The following is an 18449-nucleotide window of genomic DNA, read 5'->3' as shown; positions in this document are numbered from 1 at the left end:
AGAGGGTTGGCGACCCCGGGGGTTTCTTCAACTCCTGGCGAACAACCGTACAAAGCCGGCCATCAGCTCCTGGTCGATATCGGTGAGGATCTTTTCCTGCATGAACTTGAGCGCTTCAAAGGTGCTGCGGCGCTGGTGGTAGGGACGCTCGGCGGTCAGCGCCTCGTAAACGTCGACCAGCCGGCAGATGCGGGCGTAGGGGTGGATGTCGGGCGTGGTCAGGCCGGCCGGATAGCCCTTGCCGTCTTCCCGTTCATGATGCTGGAGGGTGAGAATCTCCGCCTCTCTGGTCAAGAAACCACGTTCCTGCAGCAGGTGGTAACCGTCGAGGGGGTGACGATTGACAACCTGTCGTTCGGCGGTGGTCAGCGCTCCCGGCTTGTTGAGGATCTCGATCGGAATCATGCATTTGCCGAGGTCGTGGAGAAAAAACCCGGCGCCGAGCCGTTCCATCACTGCCGCTGACTCATGGCCGTGGATAATGCGCGCCAGGGCGACGCCGAAGATGCCGACATTGGTGGAATGAACGTAGGTGCAATGGTCATAGGCGGTCAGCCGGATCAGGCAACGGGTCGCCTCTTCGTCGTTGACGATCAGGTCAACGGTCGGCGTGATCACTTCGTGGGCCTGCTGCAGAAAACTGGCACGCGGATCACTGTAGGCCCGCCGCATGGTTTCCCGGCAGGACATGTGGACCGCCGAAGCCTTGTGTTCAGCCGAAGCCGCGGGGTCCTTGACGATCTTTTCAAGGGTCTGCTTGATATAGAGGAAAAATCGCCCGACATCCTGTTCCCGGATATAGAGGCATTCCACCCCTAACTCCAGCAGGCTCGCCTTGACCCGATCGTCAAAAGGTATTCCCTCGCGGGCAAAGAAGACAAACTCTCCGCTCCGCAACCGCCGGTAGAGATCGCACGGCGCCCGCAGGTCGGGATGCAGGCAATCCATGCCGATGGCGTAGAGATCCCCCTCTTCACCATCAACGAGGGTTGCCCTCGCCGCAGCCTCCGGGGCCATCTGGGTCAGGGGTTGACTGGTCATTCTCCTCGCCTTCTGCTTGATGCCTGCCTCTTGTTCCATATCGACATCACCCGGCACCCCCTTTATAACTGTGAACAAAAAAAACCGGCGACCTCTCAGGCAGGTCGCCGGGCAAGAACTCTACTCTTCTATCTGAGACAGTGAGAGTATCACCTTTTCACGAAATTGATCAGATATCAACGGCCTCGTCAAGCAGGTTTATCGCATCCTTGTGGGAGTGCGACCCACCCATGCTCTGGATCAGCACCTTGCCGCCGAGCGCCGCGGTGCGACTGACCAGGTTGTCAGCGGACTCTCCGTCTTTGTCCCTGAAGGCGGCGATAATCTTGCGATGCTCGGCGACCGAAATCTCCATCCGTCCGGGCAGGGAGAGGGACGCCATCCGCAGACGGTTGAATTTCATCCCCACCTGTTCGATCAGTTCCGCCAGCTTCTCATTGCCGGAGGCCTTGATGAAAAGATCGTGAAATTCATTGTGGATCCGGTAGAAATTTTTCACGTCTCCTTCTTCGGCCAGCTGCTCAAGACGCTTGTTGATCTGTTCGAGCTTGTCAATATCCCGTGGGCTGAGATTGCGGGCGGCAAGGCGGGCGGCATAGCCTTCGAGGATACTCTTGATGGCGTAAAACTCGCTGACATCTCGTTCGGACAGCTCGGTGACGACCGCTCCCTTGCGGGGGATAACCGTCAGGTAGCCCTCCGATTCGAGCTGCCGGAAAGCTTCACGGATCGGCGTGCGGCTGATGCCGAAGCGTTCCGCCAGCTCCGGTTCGGCGACTTTCTCACCGGGTTTCAAATTACCCTTGAGGATCGATTCACGAATGGTTTCGAGAATTTTCTCGCGGAGAGTCTGATGACGTTCAATCGGTTTTTTTCGCAACGGAAATCTCCATTCCAGATACCCCGCACGCCACTGACAGCTTGTTCATTTCTCACGGAAAAGTGACGGCGGAATCACTAAAGTTTAGCATGTTTGATTGTATACAGTATACAAGCCCTGTCAAGCTTTTTCTTGCCCGCCCGAAGCTCTTCAACTTGCCATTTCGGCCGGCTGTCGCTATGATCCCGAAAAATCCAACTCTGGAGCCTGCATGGACCCGGTCCGCCATCTTCGCTTTTCTCTTCTGACCCTGGTCGCGGTTATCGGCTTCGGTACGGTCGGCTATTCCCTGCTTGAAGGCTGGGCTCCCTTCGACGCCCTTTACATGACGGTGATCACCCTCTCCACCGTCGGTTTCCGCGAAGTTCGCACGCTCTCACCTGAAGGCAAGGCCTTCACCATTCTGCTCATTATTTTCGGCGCCGGGATTATCGCCTACGCCGTCGGCAGCCTGATCCGGTTGACCGTCGAGGGTCAACTGCGCCAGCTGCTGGGGAGGAAAAAATTGCAGAAACAGATTGCCAAACTGCAGGGGCACTACATTGTCTGCGGCTACGGACGGATCGGCGCCCTGATCTGCCGTGAGTTTTCCGCCCGCCCACTTCCTTTTGTCGTGGTAGAAAAGGACCCCGTCCTCTGCGGGCGACTGTCGGATGACGGTATCCTGTTCGTCGCCGGCGACGCCACCGATGACGCGACCCTCGAAGCGGCCGGCATCCGCAAAGCCAACGGACTGATCACCGCGGTCACCTCCGACACTGAAAATGTCTATATCACCCTCACCGCCCGCGGCCTCAATCCCAATCTCTTCATCCTCGCCCGGGCCGGCGAAGAGGGGTCCGAACTGAAACTGCGTCGGGCAGGGGCCTCCAAGGTTATTTCTCCCTATGTGATCGGCGCCACCCGCATGGCCCAGGCGATCCTGCGGCCGTCGGTGGTCGACTTCATTGAAATCGCCACCGCCGACCACAACCTGGAACTGCAGATGGAAGAGGTGACGGTGGGTCGGGAATCATCCCTTGCCGGTCAAACCCTGTTGACGTCGGGGATTCGCAAGGACCTGGGGACCATCATCGTCGGCATCAAGAAGAGGGATGGTACAATGGTTTTCAACCCGGCCTCCGAAACCGTTATTGCCGCCGGGGATATCCTGATTACCCTCGGAGAACGGCCGGCGATTGAAAACCTGGAACGGATCGCCGCCGGACGGAGTTGACCATGGTGCCATCCTTTCTGCATGTCCACGTCCCCTTCCGACAGGTCGAAATGTATCTGCCGAGCCTGCTGGAGCGCCGGCTGCAACCTGAACTCGGTCTGCAGGCGATTGATCTCGACCTGCATGAACCGGGCTATTTCACCAATCTCGGAGCCCGCTTTCAAGCCGCCTCGCTGGCGGTCACCGTCCACGCCCCGTTCATGGATCTCAACGCCGGTGCCGTGGAACCGCTGGTTCAGCAGGCGACCCTGAAGCGTTTTCTACAGACCCTTGATGCCGCGGATCGTCTTGCTGCCCGGCTGGTGGTGTTTCATCCCGGCTACGACAGCTGGCGCTATGGCAAGCAGCGTCGTGCCTGGCTGCAGCAGGCACTGCACTTCTGGCCGCAACTCTGTGTCAGGGCCGAACGTCTGGGAATCCGCCTGGCGCTGGAAAATATCTATGATGAGGATTCCGTTCTGCTGCGGGAACAGGTCGACGGCCTTGATCATCCGTCCTTCGGTCACTGTTTCGATATCGGTCATTGGGCTCTGTTCGGAAAGCCGACCCTGGCCGCGTGGCTGCAGAGTCTCGACAGCAAGCTCTTTCACCTCCACCTGCACGACAATTTCGGCCGCCAGGACGACCACCTGCCGGTCGGTGCCGGGCAGATCGACTTCACTCCACTCTGGTCACATCTCACGGAAACCGGCCTGCGCCCGAGCATCACCCTTGAAGCCCACAGCCAGACGCATCTCGATCATTCACTCGCCGCCGTCCTCCCCTTTCTGGACGCCTTGAACTGAACCTTTTTGTTTGAGCAGGGTCGCACGCCTGGTTGCCTTCGAACCGAAACGGTCCTGCAACTCGTCGATGGCGCGGATCAACTTCTGCCGGCGTTCCGCCATCGGGTCACAGAAGAGTTCCTGCTGGCCCCGCCCCGGGTTGACCAGATCGGTCAGGTAGATACCGGTCAATCGCACCGGCCTCAACCCGGCCTCGGTATCTTTCAGCAGCTCCAGCGTTGCCCGCCAGATCTCCTCGGCCTCGCGCGCGGGGTTCCGGAACCGGTGGCTTCTGCTCCGGGTTGAAAAATCCGCATATTTTATTTTCAGCATCAGACCCATCGCCGCCAATCCCTGCTTGCGTACCCGGCGCGCGACCTTCTCAGCCTGAGACAGCAGCTGGCGGCGTATCTCTTCCGGATCCGTGAGATCCCGGGAGAAGGTCTCCTCGGCGCCGATCGACTTGATTTCGCGCCCCGGCACAACCGGTCTGGGGTCGATTCCACGCGCAAGCTCATAAAGCCTGGCCCCCTCGCGACCGAAGCGTCGACTGAGATCCTCGCGCCGCCACCCGCGCAGGTCAGAAACCCGGTCGATACCCAGGGCTCGAAGTTTGTCCGCCATCACTCGACCGACCCCCCAGAGCTTGCCGATATCCAAGGGCAACAGAAAGTCATCCACCTGCTCGGGAAGAATCTCCAGCAGCCCATCCGGCTTGGCTTCTTCCGAAGCGAGCTTGGCGAGAAACTTGTTGGGCGCCACTCCGGCACTGATCGGCAGGCCGAGGTCCCGGCGCACCCGGTGGCGAATGGCTTCGGCTATCTTCACCCCGGGCCCCAGCAGACGCAGGCACCCACTGACATCGAGAAAAGCCTCATCGATGGAAAGCGGTTCGATCAGGTCGCTGTAGTCTGAGAAAATCGCAAAAACCTGCCGTGACACCTGCTGGTAGCGCTCCATCCTCACCGGCAGAACCATCGCCCCGGGGCAACGCGCCAGGGCCTTGCTCATCGCCATCCCGGAACGAACTCCAAACGGTCGGGCCTGGTACGAACAGGCGCTGACCACACCCCGCTCGCGACTGCCGCCGACCAGCACCGGCCTTCCGGCCAGATCAGGCCGGTCCAGCTGCTCGACGGAGGCGAAGAAAGCATCCATGTCACAATGAATGATAGTTTTATCGGTCACGGTTCCCGTCATGGCGCAGCTTGCCTTTTATTGTTATCAGTGTTAAAAAACTGGTCTTACCAATTCACCCCGTGGAGCAATGGAATGACCAACGTTTTCAAGCCCATCCGTCCGAAGAAAATCTCCGAAGAAATCGTTGAACAGATCAGAACCCTGATTTCCGAGGGAGAGCTGAAGCCGGGTGAACGCGTCCCATCAGAGAGGGAGCTAGCGTCACTGCTCGGTGTCAGCCGCCCGTCCGTCCGCGAGGCAATCATGGTGCTGGAAGCGATGGGACTGGTCGAGTCGCGCCAGGGCGGGGGAACCTTCGTCCTCTCATTGACCGAAGCCACCATGGCCGACCCCTTGACCAGCATGGTCGAGAAAAATCCGAAAATGCTCTATTCCCTGGCTGAGGTCCGCATGGGGCTCGAAACCTGGTCGGCCTATCTGGCCGCCGAACGCGCCACCCCCGAAGACATTGCCCGCCTTGACGATCTCTATCAGGAAATGAAACGCCAGGCCAGCAATGGCGGCTGGAAACCCGACATTGACGCCAGATTTCATTATGCCATCACCGCCGCGGCGCACAATACCATCCAGCTGCATGTCCTCAACACCATCCAGGAACTGTTCCACACCACCATCATGGTCGCCCTGATGGAATTCTACCAGAAGGAAGGCTACATCGACCTGCTGATGAAACATCACCTTGAAATCCTTGAGGCTATCCGTGCCCATCAACCGGAACGGGCCCGCGAGGCGATGCGCATCCACCTGGAACTGGTCATGGACAAGATGCGCCAGCTTGAAGAGGATGATCAGCTGCTCGGCTGAAGCTTGCTGATTCAGCAGCCAATAAAAAAGGGCGACCCCGGAAGGTCGCCCTTTTTTTACTGTCGTTATGAATAGAATCAACGGCCCTTGTGGCCGGCAACCTGAATCCTGATCAGCGCCCGCTCCAGGGCGGCTTCCATGATCTTGAAATTCTTGTCTTCGGGATCGAGCCCCTTGAGTTTTTCTTCGGCCCGACCAAGGGCCGCTCTGGCGCGTTCGAGATCGATTTCATCGGCCGGTTCGGCCGTTTCGACCAGAACATTAACCTGATCATCCTCGACTTCGAGATAGCCCCAGTTGACGGCAACATGAAAGTTTTCGTTACCCTGCTTGTAGGAAAGCTCGCCGATCTTCAGGGTCGTCAGCAACGGAGTATGTCCCGGCAACAGACCCAGTTCGCCCAGGGTTCCCGGGGCCGTTACCTCGTCAACCTCGGCGGTAAGCACCTTCTTGTAGGGCGTAACCAATTGCAGTGTCAGTTTTTCTGCCATGTACTAGGTCCTCTTCAAGGCCGAAACGATCAGGCGGCCAGTTCTTTGGCTTTCTCCAGGGCCTCTTCGATGGTGCCGACCATGTAGAATGCCTGCTCGGGAATCTCATCGTGCTTGCCGGCAACGATTTCCTGGAATCCCTTGATGGTGTCGGCCAGCTCAACATATTTGCCGGGTGATCCGGTGAAGACCTCAGCCACGTGGAACGGCTGGGAGAGAAAACGCTGGATTTTCCGCGCACGGGCAACCACCAGTTTGTCTTCCTCGGAAAGTTCATCCATACCGAGAATGGCGATAATATCCTGCAGATCCTTGTAACGCTGCAGCACGTACTGCACGTCACGGGCGACCTTGTAGTGCTCTTCGCCGACCACCTGCGGATCAAGAATCCGGCTGGTCGAATCAAGCGGATCAACCGCCGGATAGATACCGAGCTCGGCGATCTGGCGGGAAAGGACCGTGGTCGCGTCGAGATGGGCGAAAGCGGTCGCCGGCGCCGGGTCGGTGAGGTCGTCGGCCGGAACGTAGATCGCCTGGACCGAGGTGATCGAACCCTTGGTGGTGGTGGTGATCCGCTCCTGCAGTTCACCCATCTCGGTCGACAGGGTCGGCTGGTAACCGACCGCCGAAGGGATACGGCCGAGCAGCGCCGAAACCTCGGAACCGGCCTGGGTGAAGCGGAAGATGTTGTCGACGAACAGCAGCACGTCCTGGCCCTCTTCGTCACGGAAGTACTCGGCGCAGGTCAGGGCGGAGAGGGCGACGCGGGCACGGGCACCGGGGGGCTCGTTCATCTGCCCGTAGATCAGCGCCGCCTTGTCGAGAACACCGGAATCCTTCATCTCGTGCCAGAGGTCGTTGCCCTCACGGGTCCGCTCGCCGACGCCGGCGAACACCGAGAAACCGCCGTGCTGCTTGGCGATATTGTGGATCAGTTCCATGATCAGAACCGTCTTGCCGACCCCGGCTCCACCGAACAGGCCGATCTTGCCGCCACGAGCGTAGGGAGCGAGCAGGTCGACGACCTTGATGCCGGTCTCGAAGGCCTGGACATCAACCGACTGTTCCACGAATTCGGGAGTCGGACGATGAATTTCCCACTCGACTTCAGCGTTGACCGGTCCGGCCTCGTCGACCGGCTCGCCGATCACGTTGAGGATCCGGCCGAGGGTCGCCTTGCCGACCGGCATGACGATCTGCTTGCCGGTGTCGAGAACTTCCTGGCCGCGAACCAGACCGTCGGTCGAATCCATGGCAATGGCGCGCACGGTGTTCTCACCGAGATGCTGGGCGACCTCACAGACCAGGTTCCATTCACGATCATCGAGACTCGGGTTGGTAACCTTCAGTGCGTAGTAGATTTCCGGGAGTTTTCCCGCCTCGAACTCAACGTCGATGACGGGTCCGATGACCTGAGTGATTTTCCCTTTATTCATGGTGAACCTATCCTCCGTGTTTTCCTCTAAGCCGCATTATCTTCAGCTGTGTTTTCGACTATTTGATCGCCTCGGCGCCGGAAATGATCTCCATCAGTTCCTTGGTGATCGCCGCCTGACGGGCGCGGTTGTACTGCAGGGTCAGCTTGTTGATCATCTCGGCCGCGTTCTTGCTGGCACTGTCCATGGCGCTCATCCGCGCGCCATGCTCCGAAGCGACCGATTCGAGCAGCCCGCGGAAGATCTGCACCTCGACCTGCTTGGGCAGAATCTGGCTCAAAACCTCGGTTTTGCCCGGCTCGTAAATATACTGGGCGATATGCTCGCGTTCGTCGACCTGGGCCGGTTCGATCGGCAACAACCTGCGGATCGTCGGAACCTGCGTGATCGCGCTCTGAAACGCGTTGTAGATCAGGTAGACAGCATCGTACTGATCCGCGAGGTAGCCTTCGACCACCTCACTGCCGATCAGTGCCGCGGTATGATAATTGATGCCGGAGGTAATGCCGGCATGGACCTTGCCGATCGGCACATTACGATGCCGCAGATAATCGGCTCCCTTGCGCCCGACAATCATCAGCTCGTACTCTTCAAAGCCGTCAGTCCGCTCCTTGATGAACTTCTCCGCCGTCTTGGAGATATTGGCGTTGAAGCCGCCGCAGAGTCCGCGATCCGCCGTCAACAGCAGCACCAGGGCTTTCTTCTTGCCCCGTTCCTGCAACAACGGATGGGCTTCGTGATCTTCGCGCAGGGCAAGACTGGAAAGCACATAGTTCAGCTTGTCGGCGTAGGGTCGGGCCGCCACCACGGCCTCCTGGGCACGGCGCAGCTTGGCGGCCGAGACCATTTTCATCGCCTTAGTGATCTGGCTGGTGTTCTTGACCGAGCCGATACGTTTTTTAATATCCTTCAGACTGGGCATTTCGCTACCTTCGCAGTCGGGTTATCAGGCGACGAACTGGCCTTTGAACTCCTCCAGAGCGGCCTTGATCCGGCCCTCGAGTTCATCGTCGATGGCATTTTTCTCGCCAAGATCCTTGATCAGGTCGGCGTGGCTGCCTTCAAGGAAGGAGAGCAGCTCCTTCTCGTAGCGCTGCACCGCGGTGGCCGGGTACTCGTCGACATAGCCATTGCTGGCGGCGTAGATCGCCAGCACCTGCTTGGCAACCGGCAGCGGCTGATACTGGCCCTGCTTGAGGATCTCGACCAGCCGTGCACCGCGATTGAGCTGACGCTGGGTGGCGGCGTCGAGATCGGAACCGAACTGGGCGAAGGCGGCCATTTCACGATACTGGGCCAACGCCAGGCGCAGGGTGCCGGCGACCTGCTTCATCGCCTTGACCTGAGCGCTGCCGCCAACGCGGGAAACCGACAGGCCGACGTTGATCGCCGGACGGACACCGGAGTAGAAGAGGTCGGTTTCGAGGAAAATCTGGCCATCAGTAATGGAGATGACGTTGGTCGGGATATAGGCCGAAACGTCACCCGCCTGGGTCTCGATAATCGGCAACGCGGTCAATGAACCGGCACCGAGGTCATCGTTCAGCTTGGCGGCACGCTCCAGAAGACGGCTGTGCAGGTAGAAGACATCGCCCGGATAGGCCTCACGTCCCGGCGGGCGGCGCAGCAGCAGGGAGAGCTGCCGGTAGGCGACCGCCTGCTTGGAGAGATCATCATAGATAATCAGAGCGTGTTTGCCGGTATCGCGGAAGAACTCGCCCATGGTGACCCCGGTGTAGGGGGAGATAAACTGCAGCGGAGCGGGGTCGGACGCGGTCGCGGCGACGACGATGGTGTAATCCATGGCGCCGTGGCTCTTGAGTTTGTCAACCACCTGGGCGACCGTGGAACGTTTCTGGCCGATGGCGACGTAGATGCAGACCACGCCGTTGCCCTTCTGGTTGATGATGGTGTCGATGGCGACGGCGGTCTTGCCGGTCTGGCGGTCGCCGATGATCAGTTCGCGCTGACCGCGGCCGATGGGAACCATTGAGTCGATCGCTTTGAGACCGGTCTGCATCGGCTCGTGAACCGATTTACGGGCGACAATGCCGGGAGCCTTGATCTCGACCTTGCGGTAATCGTCGGTCTCGATCTCACCGAGGCCGTCGATCGGAATTCCGATGCCGTTGACCACCCGGCCGAGCAGCTTTTCACCGACCGGAACCTGCACGATCTGCTCGGTGCGCTTGACGGTATCGCCTTCCTTGATGTGCTGGGCTTCACCGAGAATGGCGGCACCGACATTATCTTCTTCGAGGTTGAGAACCATGCCCATGATGTTGCCGGGGAATTCCAGCAACTCGCCGGCCATCGCTTTATCCAGACCGTGAATACGGGCGATGCCGTCACCAACCGAAATGATGGTGCCGGTCTCGCTGACCTCCACCTCGCGACCGAAGTTCTCGATCTGTTTCTTGATGATCGCGCTGATCTCTTCTGCTCTGATTTCCATAAGTCCTTCTCACCCCTTTTTTAAGGTATCTTCAATGCGCTTCAATTGCGTTTTCAGACTGCCGTCGAACAGGCGGCCGCCGATCTCGACCTGCAACCCGCCGATCAGTTCTTCGTCAACGGCGATGCTCAGTTCGACCTGCTTGCCGGTCTGCTGTTCCAGCCCGGCTTTGATCGCCTGCTGCTGCTTGACATCAAGCTCCCGCGAGGCGGTCACCGCGGCCCGGACCAGGCCGGCCATCTCATCGGCGAGCCGGCTGTAGTCACGCTCGATCTGGGCCAGATACTGCAGACGGTCCTTTTCCAGCAACAGGCCGAGAAAGGCCCGCATACCCTCGGAGAGTTCAAGCAACTCCATCAGGTCATTGAGAATAGCCGCCTTCTTGTTGAGCGGGAAGGTGGGGCTCTCCAGGATCAGCCGCAGGTATTTTTCCACTCCGAAGGCCTCACGGACCCTGCCGAGTTCACTGCCGTACTGCTCCACCGTCTGCTGTTCGGCAGCAATGCCGACCAGCGCCCTGGCATATCGTTTTGCTATCGCACTGGTGCTCAATGTAACTCTCCCACCTTCTGAATATATTCATCCACCAGACGGGTCTGGTCTTTCTTGGTGAATTTCTTGCGCAACATCTCCTCGGCAATCTCGACCGCGAGACGGGAGGCTTCCTCACGCAGTTCGCGGCGCGCCCTGGCGACCTCGAGAGTTGCCGATTTTTCGGCTTCACTCTTGATCTTGACGGCCATTTGCCGGGCTTCGTCGAGAATTCGCTCCTTTTCCCGTTCACCTTCGTGGCGGATCTGCTGATAGATCTCCTCAATCTCTTCGGCGGCCCGGCTCAGCTTGCGGTCATATTCGGCAAACTTGGCCTCGGCCTCGGCCTTCATCTTTTCAGCGGCGGCCAGGCTGTCGGCAATGCCCTGCCGGCGGCCGGCCAGACCGTTGCGCAACGGCTTGGTGACGAAATAGGCGAGCAGGCCGAGAGTGACGGCAAAGTTCAGGCAGCGCCAGAGAAAATCCTTGAGCAATACCCCGCCGTCGGCCTGATGCTCCCCACCCGAGGCGAAGACCGTGCCGGCGGCCAGGACAATGGCGAAAACAATCAGGGTCTTGAAAAGATTGGACTTGGTATTCGACATTACAGCTTCCTCCCGAGAATCTTGCTGGCAATTTCACCGGCCAGCGCCTCGGTTTCCTTTTTCAGCGCCTCGCGGGCGACGGCGGCCTCCGCAGCCACCTGCTCCTTGATCGCCTGCAGTTTTGCCGAGGCCTGCTCATGGGCCGCGCCCAGGGTTTTGCTTTCTTCCTCAAGAGCGGCCTGACGCAGGGCAGCACGTTCCTGGTTGCCCTTGAGGCGGGCTTCCTGCAACTGCTGCTGGTAGCGGGTCATCTTTTCTTCGATGCTCGCCTCCAGATCGTCGGCGGCCCGGCGGTTGCCCTCGATGGTTTCCTTGCGTTGCTCAATCATCCGGCGTAGCGGACGGTAGAGCACCATGTTAAGGATGGCCATGAGGATGACGAAATTGACAAACTGAATAACAAGAGTAATGTCGAGGCTGATCACTGGCTGTCCTCTGCCTGGTAATTAGGTTCGGCTGTCGGTATACTGTATACAAGTATCGGGGGGATAAAAAAGTTTGCCCTGCGGCAAATCAGCGCATTGCTAACATACCCCTCCCAACGCTGTCAAGATGCTGTTTTGTTTTTTCCCCCTCGCGACGAAACTCGCCCCTCAGGAAGTCTTGTTGACGGGGACCTTTTTCGCCCCGTCCATATGCAGGGTGCTGTTAAGAATCACCCCTTCCTCGACCACCAGCACCGGGGTCTCGATATTGCCCTCGACCCGGGCAGGGGCCCGCAGGTCGACCTTGCAGCCGGCCTTGATATTGCCTTTGAATCGGCCCGAGAGAATCAGGGTACCGACCGTAACTTCGGCCTCGATTTCCGCCTCCTGACCGACGATCAGGGTGTCCTTGCTGACAATCTCGCCACTGAAACGGCCATCGAGCCGAACGATCTCATCAAACAGCAATTTACCCTCAAACTGACTGCCGGGACCGAGAAAGGCCTTGATGTCCCCCTTGTCGATTGCCTGATCTTTACGCATGATGACGGGCTCCCTCCTCTTGCGCAGCATGAATAACGATCCCCTCAGCTGACTCCGAACAGAGCAAGCAGGCGCTCCAGTTCGGCGGGGGAAAAATAACTGACTTCGATACGGCCTCCCTTGCCCCGGGGCTGAATGCGCACCTGGGTGCCGAGGGTCCGTTTCAATTCGACTTCAAGCCGCTTCAACTCCGGATCAACGGTTGCCGGTTCAGACTTGTTCTTCGGCACACGACCGAAATTCTTGATTTTTTTGACCAGGGCCTCGCATTCACGGACCGACAGTTTGCGCGCCAGAACCTGTTCGCGTGCTTCGACGATATCCTCTTCGTCCTCAAGACCGAGCAGGGCGCGGGCATGTCCCATGCTGAGATGACCGGCAATCACGTCGCCGCGGACCTTACCCGGCAGCTTGAGCAGGCGCAGCATATTGGCAACCGTGGACCTTTCCCGGCCGACCCGCTTGGCAACTTCTTCCTGTGAGAGGTCAAAGCTCTCCATCAGATGGCGGTAGGCCTCGGCCTCTTCGATCGGATTGAGATCCTCACGCTGGATATTTTCGATCAGCGCCATTTCCAGCGCCCAATCCTCGGAAACATCCTGAATGACGACCGGCACTTCCTTCAATCCGGCTTTTTGCGCCGCCCGCCAGCGGCGTTCACCGGCAATGATCTGGTAATGGTCGTCATGGTGTCGGACCACCAGGGGCTGAATCACCCCTTTTTCCTTGATCGAGGCGACCAGTTCGGTCATTTTCGCGTCGTCAAAGGTCTTGCGCGGCTGCTTGCTGTGCGGTTTGAGTTCCTCGATGGGACAGAGAAAATATTTGCTGCCCCGGGTGCCGTCTGTGGTCGGCACCGCCTTGACATTTCCCGGGATCAGGGCTCCGATCCCCTTGCCGAGTGCAGGTCGCTTGGCCATTCGTCAAACCTCCGCCTGAATAATTTCCCGGGCCAGGTCGAGATAGGCCTGCGACCCTTTCGAAGCGATATCGTAAAGCAGCACCGGCAACCCGTGGCTTGGCGCTTCGGAAAGCCGCACATTGCGTGGAATCACCGTTTCACACAACTGACGGTTGAAATGGGTGCGGATTTCCTCACCGACCTGGTGGGAGAGGTTGTTGCGACTGTCGAACATGGTCAACAGGATGTAGCCGATGGTCAATCGCGGGTTGAGATCCTGCTGAATAAGAGAAATGGTATTGAGCAACTGGCTGAGCCCCTCCATGGCGTAGTACTCGCACTGCATCGGAATCAGCACTTTTTCCGCCGCGGTCAGGGCATTGATGGTCAACAGACCGAGCGATGGAGGGCAGTCGATCAGAATGTAATCATAGTTGTCTTCGATCTCTGCCAGCAGGGCCTTGAGTCGCCGTTCCCGGCCGTCGGCCGCCACAAGTTCAACTTCGGCGCCGATCAGATCCGGATCGGCCGGCAGGATATGCAGCTGCTCCAGTTCCGTACGGCAGAGCAGGTCGACGGCTCCGGCTTCTTCGAGCAGGCCGTTGTAGACGGTCGCCTCGAGCGCCTCCTTGTCGATCCCGACACCACTGGTGGCGTTTCCCTGGGGGTCCATATCGACCAGCAGGGTGGACTTTTCGGCAGCCGACAACGACGCGGCCAGATTGACCGCCGTGGTCGTCTTGCCGACCCCTCCCTTCTGGTTGGCAATTGCAATAATCCGGGCCATGAAAACCTCTCCGGTTTTAAAACCCGAACCGGACGGTCCAGGTGGTAAGTTCAGGCCGCCAAGACTAACATATTCACCCGCGACGTTGAAGAAGAAATGCTACCTTTTCAAATACTTGCAATATCTTGTGGATACATAAACCAGGCCCACCAGATATAGTGTTTTTTATGACTCACCGGTTGTCGCGTGGGGAAGCAGAGGAAGACATCCATGCGACCCTGCTGGTTGCTGCGCATTCATGGTCCTGGCTGAATGCAGCAACAGGCGCGCGGTTATCGAGCAAAGCGTACCGAAAGAACGCGACACACGCAGCTCCTCAGCAGCTGCTGGTGAGTTTTTGCGACGCCATCATGATTTCGACCTGAATCACGGATTCAGGTTCTATTCTTTTTCGAAGCAAAGCAGGTTGCGCTCGGCACCGCAGGAAGGCAGTTTCAGCGACAGGCAGGCATGATTGCGAAAACCCGCCAGGGGTTGCCCGCAGAAATTTTTCCAGTCCTGCTGACCATCGGGGCCCTTCATCGCGATCCAGAGACCGCCCGGCTCCAACAAAGGCAGAACCAATGGTGCAAATCGATCGATTTCTCCCACGGCCCGAAAGACGATCCGCTGGTAACGGCCATGATTTTCGCCGGCGGCGGAAAAATCCTCCAGTCGGGCATGGACGAAATCGATGTCACGCAACCGCAGAACCCGGGCCAGATGTCGCTGAAAGGCGAGTTTCTTGCCGACCGCGTCAAGTGAGGTCAGGCGCAGGTCGTCACGGACGATCCTCAGAGGCAAACCGGGAAGACCGGCACCTGAGCCGAAATCGAGCAGGGTGCAGCTTTCCGGCAGGAGGGGAAGCAGGGTCAGGGAATCGACCAGGTGGGTTTCCAGGGCTGCTACCGGTTCACTTACGGCAGTCAGATTATGGCTACGGTTCCAGCGTGCCAGTTCCTCAAGGTAGCGCAACAGGTCAACCTGCCGATCCTCCGCCACCGGCAACTCCGCCTTCCTGAGCAGATCGGCCAGACGCCGTTGCAAACTGAGTTCAGCCACGGCGCAACAGGACCGACAGTATGGCCACCGCGGCCGGGGTCACACCGGGTATCCGGGCCGCCTGACCGAGGGTTCTTGGACGAATTTTCTCCAGTTTTTCAATCACTTCGGCTGACATGCCGCCAATTTCGGCGTAGTGGAAATTATCCGGAATCCGCACCTCTTCGGTCTTCCGGAAGCGGGCAACCTCGTCCTCCTGGCGGCGGATATAACCGGCATACTTGGTCTCGATCTCCAGCTGTTCAAGAACTTCACTGGAGAAACCTTCCAATTCCTCATCCAGCCATGCCAGGTCTTTAATCGTCAACTGCGGACGGCGCAGCAGTTCTTCCAGACTGGCCCCATTGTTCAGCTCCTGCAATCCGAGCCGCGCCACCTGTTTCCGGTCACCGGGTGCCACACGCACCCGCCCGGCGATCTCCCGGGCTCTGCCGAGTTGGCCTATTTTCTCCTCAAAGGCCGCCCAGCGCGCATCGTCAACCAGGCCCACTTCACGGCCGAGGGGGGTCAACCGCTGATCGGCATTATCCTCACGCAACAACAGCCGGTATTCAGCCCGTGACGTAAACATCCGATAGGGTTCCGGCGCACCGAGATTGATCAGGTCGTCGATCAGCACCCCGATATAGGCCTGGTCGCGGCGCAGGATCAGCGGTTCTTCACCCCGGGCCCGACGGGCGGCATTGATGCCGGCGATCAGTCCCTGTGCCGCCGCCTCCTCATAGCCGGAAGTGCCGTTGATCTGCCCGGCATGAAAAAGACCTTCAATCAACTTGGTCTCCAGGGTGGGTTGCAGCTGGATCGGGTCGACATAGTCGTACTCGATGGCATAACCCGGTCGCATGATCTCCACCTGTTCCAACCCGCTGATGGACCGCAGAAATGCGAGCTGCACATCGGGGGGAAGAGACGTTGAGACGCCGTTGGGATAGATCTCGCTACTCTGTAAACCCTCCGGTTCGAGAAATAGCTGGTGGCGATCCTTATCCGGGAATCGCACTACTTTATCTTCAATAGAAGGGCAGTAGCGTGGTCCGACACCCTCAATAATGCCGCTATAAAGAGGCGACCGGTCAAGCCCCTGGCGGATTATCTCGTGGGTACGCTCATTGGTGTAGGTGATGTAGCAGGAAACCTGCGACTGCTCAATACATCGATTCAGAAAAGAGAAGGGGCGCGGATGATCATCTCCAAATTGTTCTTCAAGACAGGAAAAGTCGATACTGTTGCGATCGAGCCGCGCCGGCGTACCGGTTTTCAGTCGACCGACCTGCAGACCGAGATTGCGAAGATTGTCTGACAGGCCGACCGAAGGAGGCTCTCCGGCACGACCGCCGGGATAATGATTCAAACCGACATGAATCAGGCCGCGCATGAAGGTCCCGGTGGTCAGCACCACATTCTGTCCCCGGTAAGTAATTCCTTCACGGGTTTTTACTCCGCGCACCTGACCGTTCTCAACCACCAGGGCATCCACCGCGCCCTGTTTAAGATCAAGTCGCGGTTCCGCTTCGAGAATCTGTTTCATCCGCAAGGCGTAGGCACGCCGGTCGGCCTGAGCCCGCGAAGCCCTGACTGCGGGACCCTTACGGGTATTCAAGACCCGAAACTGTATTCCGGTGGCGTCAATAGTGAGCCCCATTTCGCCGCCGAGCGCATCGATTTCCTTGACCAGGTGACCCTTGGCGAGACCGCCGATCGCCGGATTGCAGGACATCTGCGCTACTGCATCCAGACTCAGGTTCAGCAGCAGGGTGGAACAACCGATCCGTGCGGCGGCCAGCGCCGCTTCACAGCCGGCATGCCCGGCACCGACAACGATAACCTGATAATCCTTACCATAACTGAACATGGTCGGCATCCTGTTTCCTTATGAACAACACCGCCACAGCATGTCGATTAATGAGGTCGTCCAACCACAACATCTTGTGGAAATGTTCCACGTGAAACAATTTCATTATTTTCCGATACAGAACCGACTGAAAATCCGGTCAAGAACCTGGTCCGGAGTGGTTTCACCGGTAATCAGACCAATTGCCCGCAGAGTATCGCGCAGATCAAGGGCTAATAATTCAAAACCAAAACCTGCCCGGCATCCGGAAATAAACCGTTGCAGACAAGATTTGGCCTGCAGCAGGGACTGATAGTGACGGCGTTCGTAAAGCATGACCGATTCACTGCTGTCCGCGCCACCTGAAAGACCGGCCAGATCGCGTACGGCCTCTATCAGGCCATCGATATTCTGTCTGTATTTTGCACTGATAAAAACCCGGGGATAGTCCGACCAGGGTGAAGACAGTTGAACCGAGGGAGAAAGATCCTGCTTATTTATGACAAGCAGCAACTTCTGATCGCGACATGAATCCAGGGCCAGTAAATCATCCTGATCCGGGTGCTGATCAGCATTGATCAGCAACAGTACCAGATCGGCGCTGCCGGCTTTTTCCCGCGCCCTGCGAACACCTTCCTGTTCAACCGAATCGTCAGTATGACGTATGCCGGCGGTATCTATCAAGCGTACAGGAAGATCGTGCAGCAACAACGATTCTTCGATTATATCCCGGGTTGTTCCGGCAGACGGGGATACAATGGCCCGAGATTCTCCAAGAAGACAGTTGAGAAGAGAACTTTTACCGACATTCGGCTTTCCTGCCAGCAGTATTCGCAACCCATCATGTATCATCCGACCACTGTTGAAACCCGCAATCAGATCTTCAATCGCTTCAATAATGTCTTCTGCCGAACGGCAGAGAACATCGGGTTGAGGTGGCGAAATATCCTCTTCAAGAAAATCGATATGCGCCTCAACCAACGCCAGTAAATCAACCACCTGCCGATGGTAAATCCTGATTATCTGTGAAAGTTTTCCTTGCAGCTGATTCAGGGCAACTCTTTGGGCTGAAACAGAGCGGGCATGAATCAGATCCGCCACAGCTTCAGCCTGTGCCAGATCGATTCGTCCATTGAGGAAGGCCCGCAGCGTAAATTCACCCGGCTGGGCAAGAATAGCACCGGCATCAATAAAAAGATCAAGAATCTGCTGAACAATCAGCGGACCGCCATGGCAATGAATCTCAGCTACGTCTTCCCGGGTAAAGGTGCGTGGCGAACGCATAATGACTGCCATGACTTCATCGATCAGAGAACCGTTTGCGTCAACAAGATGACCGTGATAAAGCCGATGACTGTCAAGGGACGGGAATTTACCGGAAGGTTTGAAGAAACGTCGCAACAGCTCCTCGGAAGAGGGCCCGGACAGCCGGACAACAGCCAGCCCGCCTTCACCTGGTGGAGTTGCCGGAGCGATAATGGTCTTTTCAGTATTCACA

19 protein-coding genes are annotated in these 18449 nt (G+C 58.0%); 3 read left to right on the top strand and 16 right to left on the bottom strand.

Annotated elements, in window-relative coordinates:
• Window positions 1-27 precede the first annotated feature (27 nt).
• Both B5V00_RS12500 and B5V00_RS12495 read right to left on the bottom strand, forming a co-directional pair.
• Window positions 28-1041: an HD-GYP domain-containing protein gene (locus B5V00_RS12500; protein WP_172399744.1), complete on the bottom strand. Its 1014-nt coding sequence runs from the start codon at window positions 1039-1041 to the stop codon at window positions 28-30.
• Between the two features lie 169 nt (window positions 1042-1210).
• Entirely contained in the window at window positions 1211-1921 is a 711-nt protein-coding gene (locus tag B5V00_RS12495) for a GntR family transcriptional regulator (protein WP_085011141.1), read from the bottom strand.
• A 211-nt stretch (window positions 1922-2132) separates the two neighbouring features.
• Here B5V00_RS12495 and B5V00_RS12490 point away from each other — a divergent pair, with 211 nt between their 5' ends.
• Together B5V00_RS12490 and B5V00_RS12485 are read left to right on the top strand one after the other, a co-directional pair.
• The gene (locus tag B5V00_RS12490; RefSeq protein WP_085011140.1) at window positions 2133-3137 is read left to right on the top strand and encodes a potassium channel family protein; all 1005 of its coding nucleotides are present in this window, start codon (window positions 2133-2135) and stop codon (window positions 3135-3137) included.
• 2 nt (window positions 3138-3139) lie between these two features.
• Complete coding sequence (locus B5V00_RS12485) at window positions 3140-3922, top strand: sugar phosphate isomerase/epimerase family protein (protein ID WP_085011139.1); 783 nt, start codon at window positions 3140-3142, stop codon at window positions 3920-3922.
• On the opposite strand, the gene dinB is transcribed toward B5V00_RS12485, so the two are convergent.
• The gene (gene dinB, locus B5V00_RS12480; RefSeq protein WP_172399743.1) at window positions 3881-5089 is read right to left on the bottom strand and encodes a DNA polymerase IV; all 1209 of its coding nucleotides are present in this window, start codon (window positions 5087-5089) and stop codon (window positions 3881-3883) included. The genes B5V00_RS12485 and dinB overlap by 42 nt on opposite strands.
• A gap of 84 nt (window positions 5090-5173) precedes the next feature.
• Between dinB and B5V00_RS12475 the strand changes: the two genes are divergently transcribed.
• The gene (locus B5V00_RS12475; RefSeq protein WP_172399742.1) at window positions 5174-5905 is read left to right on the top strand and encodes a FadR/GntR family transcriptional regulator; all 732 of its coding nucleotides are present in this window, start codon (window positions 5174-5176) and stop codon (window positions 5903-5905) included.
• Between the two features lie 77 nt (window positions 5906-5982).
• On the opposite strand, the gene B5V00_RS12470 is transcribed toward B5V00_RS12475, so the two are convergent.
• The 13 genes from B5V00_RS12470 to mnmE form a co-directional block, all read right to left on the bottom strand.
• Window positions 5983-6396: a F0F1 ATP synthase subunit epsilon gene (locus B5V00_RS12470; RefSeq protein ID WP_085011136.1), complete on the bottom strand. Its 414-nt coding sequence runs from the start codon at window positions 6394-6396 to the stop codon at window positions 5983-5985.
• A 29-nt stretch (window positions 6397-6425) separates the two neighbouring features.
• Complete coding sequence (gene atpD, locus B5V00_RS12465) at window positions 6426-7832, bottom strand: F0F1 ATP synthase subunit beta (protein WP_085011135.1); 1407 nt, start codon at window positions 7830-7832, stop codon at window positions 6426-6428.
• Window positions 7833-7890: 58 nt separating this feature from the next.
• Window positions 7891-8754: an ATP synthase F1 subunit gamma gene (gene atpG / locus B5V00_RS12460; protein WP_085011134.1), complete on the bottom strand. Its 864-nt coding sequence runs from the start codon at window positions 8752-8754 to the stop codon at window positions 7891-7893.
• Between the two features lie 24 nt (window positions 8755-8778).
• Window positions 8779-10287 (bottom strand): F0F1 ATP synthase subunit alpha, encoded by a 1509-nt coding sequence (atpA, locus tag B5V00_RS12455; protein WP_085011133.1) that lies wholly within the window; start codon window positions 10285-10287, stop codon window positions 8779-8781.
• A gap of 9 nt (window positions 10288-10296) precedes the next feature.
• Window positions 10297-10839, bottom strand: coding sequence for an ATP synthase F1 subunit delta (gene atpH, locus B5V00_RS12450; RefSeq protein ID WP_085011132.1), 543 nt, complete (start codon window positions 10837-10839; stop codon window positions 10297-10299).
• Window positions 10836-11423, bottom strand: a complete 588-nt coding sequence (atpF, locus tag B5V00_RS12445) for a F0F1 ATP synthase subunit B (RefSeq protein ID WP_085011131.1) — start codon at window positions 11421-11423, stop codon at window positions 10836-10838. Before atpF ends, atpH begins: the two co-directional genes overlap by 4 nt.
• A complete protein-coding gene (locus tag B5V00_RS12440) occupies window positions 11423-11848 on the bottom strand; it encodes a F0F1 ATP synthase subunit B (RefSeq protein ID WP_085011130.1) in 426 nt (141 codons plus the stop codon). The genes atpF and B5V00_RS12440 overlap by 1 nt, the downstream gene beginning before the upstream one ends.
• A 168-nt stretch (window positions 11849-12016) precedes the next feature.
• Window positions 12017-12391, bottom strand: a complete 375-nt coding sequence (locus B5V00_RS12435) for a bactofilin family protein (RefSeq protein WP_245803965.1) — start codon at window positions 12389-12391, stop codon at window positions 12017-12019.
• Between the two features lie 44 nt (window positions 12392-12435).
• Complete coding sequence (locus B5V00_RS12430; RefSeq protein WP_085011129.1) at window positions 12436-13311, bottom strand: ParB/RepB/Spo0J family partition protein; 876 nt, start codon at window positions 13309-13311, stop codon at window positions 12436-12438.
• Window positions 13312-13314: 3 nt separating this feature from the next.
• Window positions 13315-14079, bottom strand: a complete 765-nt coding sequence (locus B5V00_RS12425; protein WP_085011128.1) for a ParA family protein — start codon at window positions 14077-14079, stop codon at window positions 13315-13317.
• 381 nt (window positions 14080-14460) lie between these two features.
• Window positions 14461-15120, bottom strand: a complete 660-nt coding sequence (gene rsmG / locus B5V00_RS12420) for a 16S rRNA (guanine(527)-N(7))-methyltransferase RsmG (protein WP_085011127.1) — start codon at window positions 15118-15120, stop codon at window positions 14461-14463.
• A complete protein-coding gene (gene mnmG, locus B5V00_RS12415; protein WP_085011190.1) occupies window positions 15113-16972 on the bottom strand; it encodes a tRNA uridine-5-carboxymethylaminomethyl(34) synthesis enzyme MnmG in 1860 nt (619 codons plus the stop codon). Before mnmG ends, rsmG begins: the two co-directional genes overlap by 8 nt.
• A gap of 105 nt (window positions 16973-17077) precedes the next feature.
• The gene (mnmE, locus tag B5V00_RS12410) at window positions 17078-18448 is read right to left on the bottom strand and encodes a tRNA uridine-5-carboxymethylaminomethyl(34) synthesis GTPase MnmE (protein ID WP_172399741.1); all 1371 of its coding nucleotides are present in this window, start codon (window positions 18446-18448) and stop codon (window positions 17078-17080) included.
• Window position 18449 lies beyond the last annotated feature (1 nt).

The organism is Geothermobacter hydrogeniphilus (assembly GCF_002093115.1).
GTDB classification, from domain to species: Bacteria; Desulfobacterota; Desulfuromonadia; order Desulfuromonadales; family Geothermobacteraceae; genus Geothermobacter_A; species Geothermobacter_A hydrogeniphilus.
Note: the sequence above shows the minus strand (reverse complement) of the source record. Positions and strands in the feature narration are given on the sequence as shown.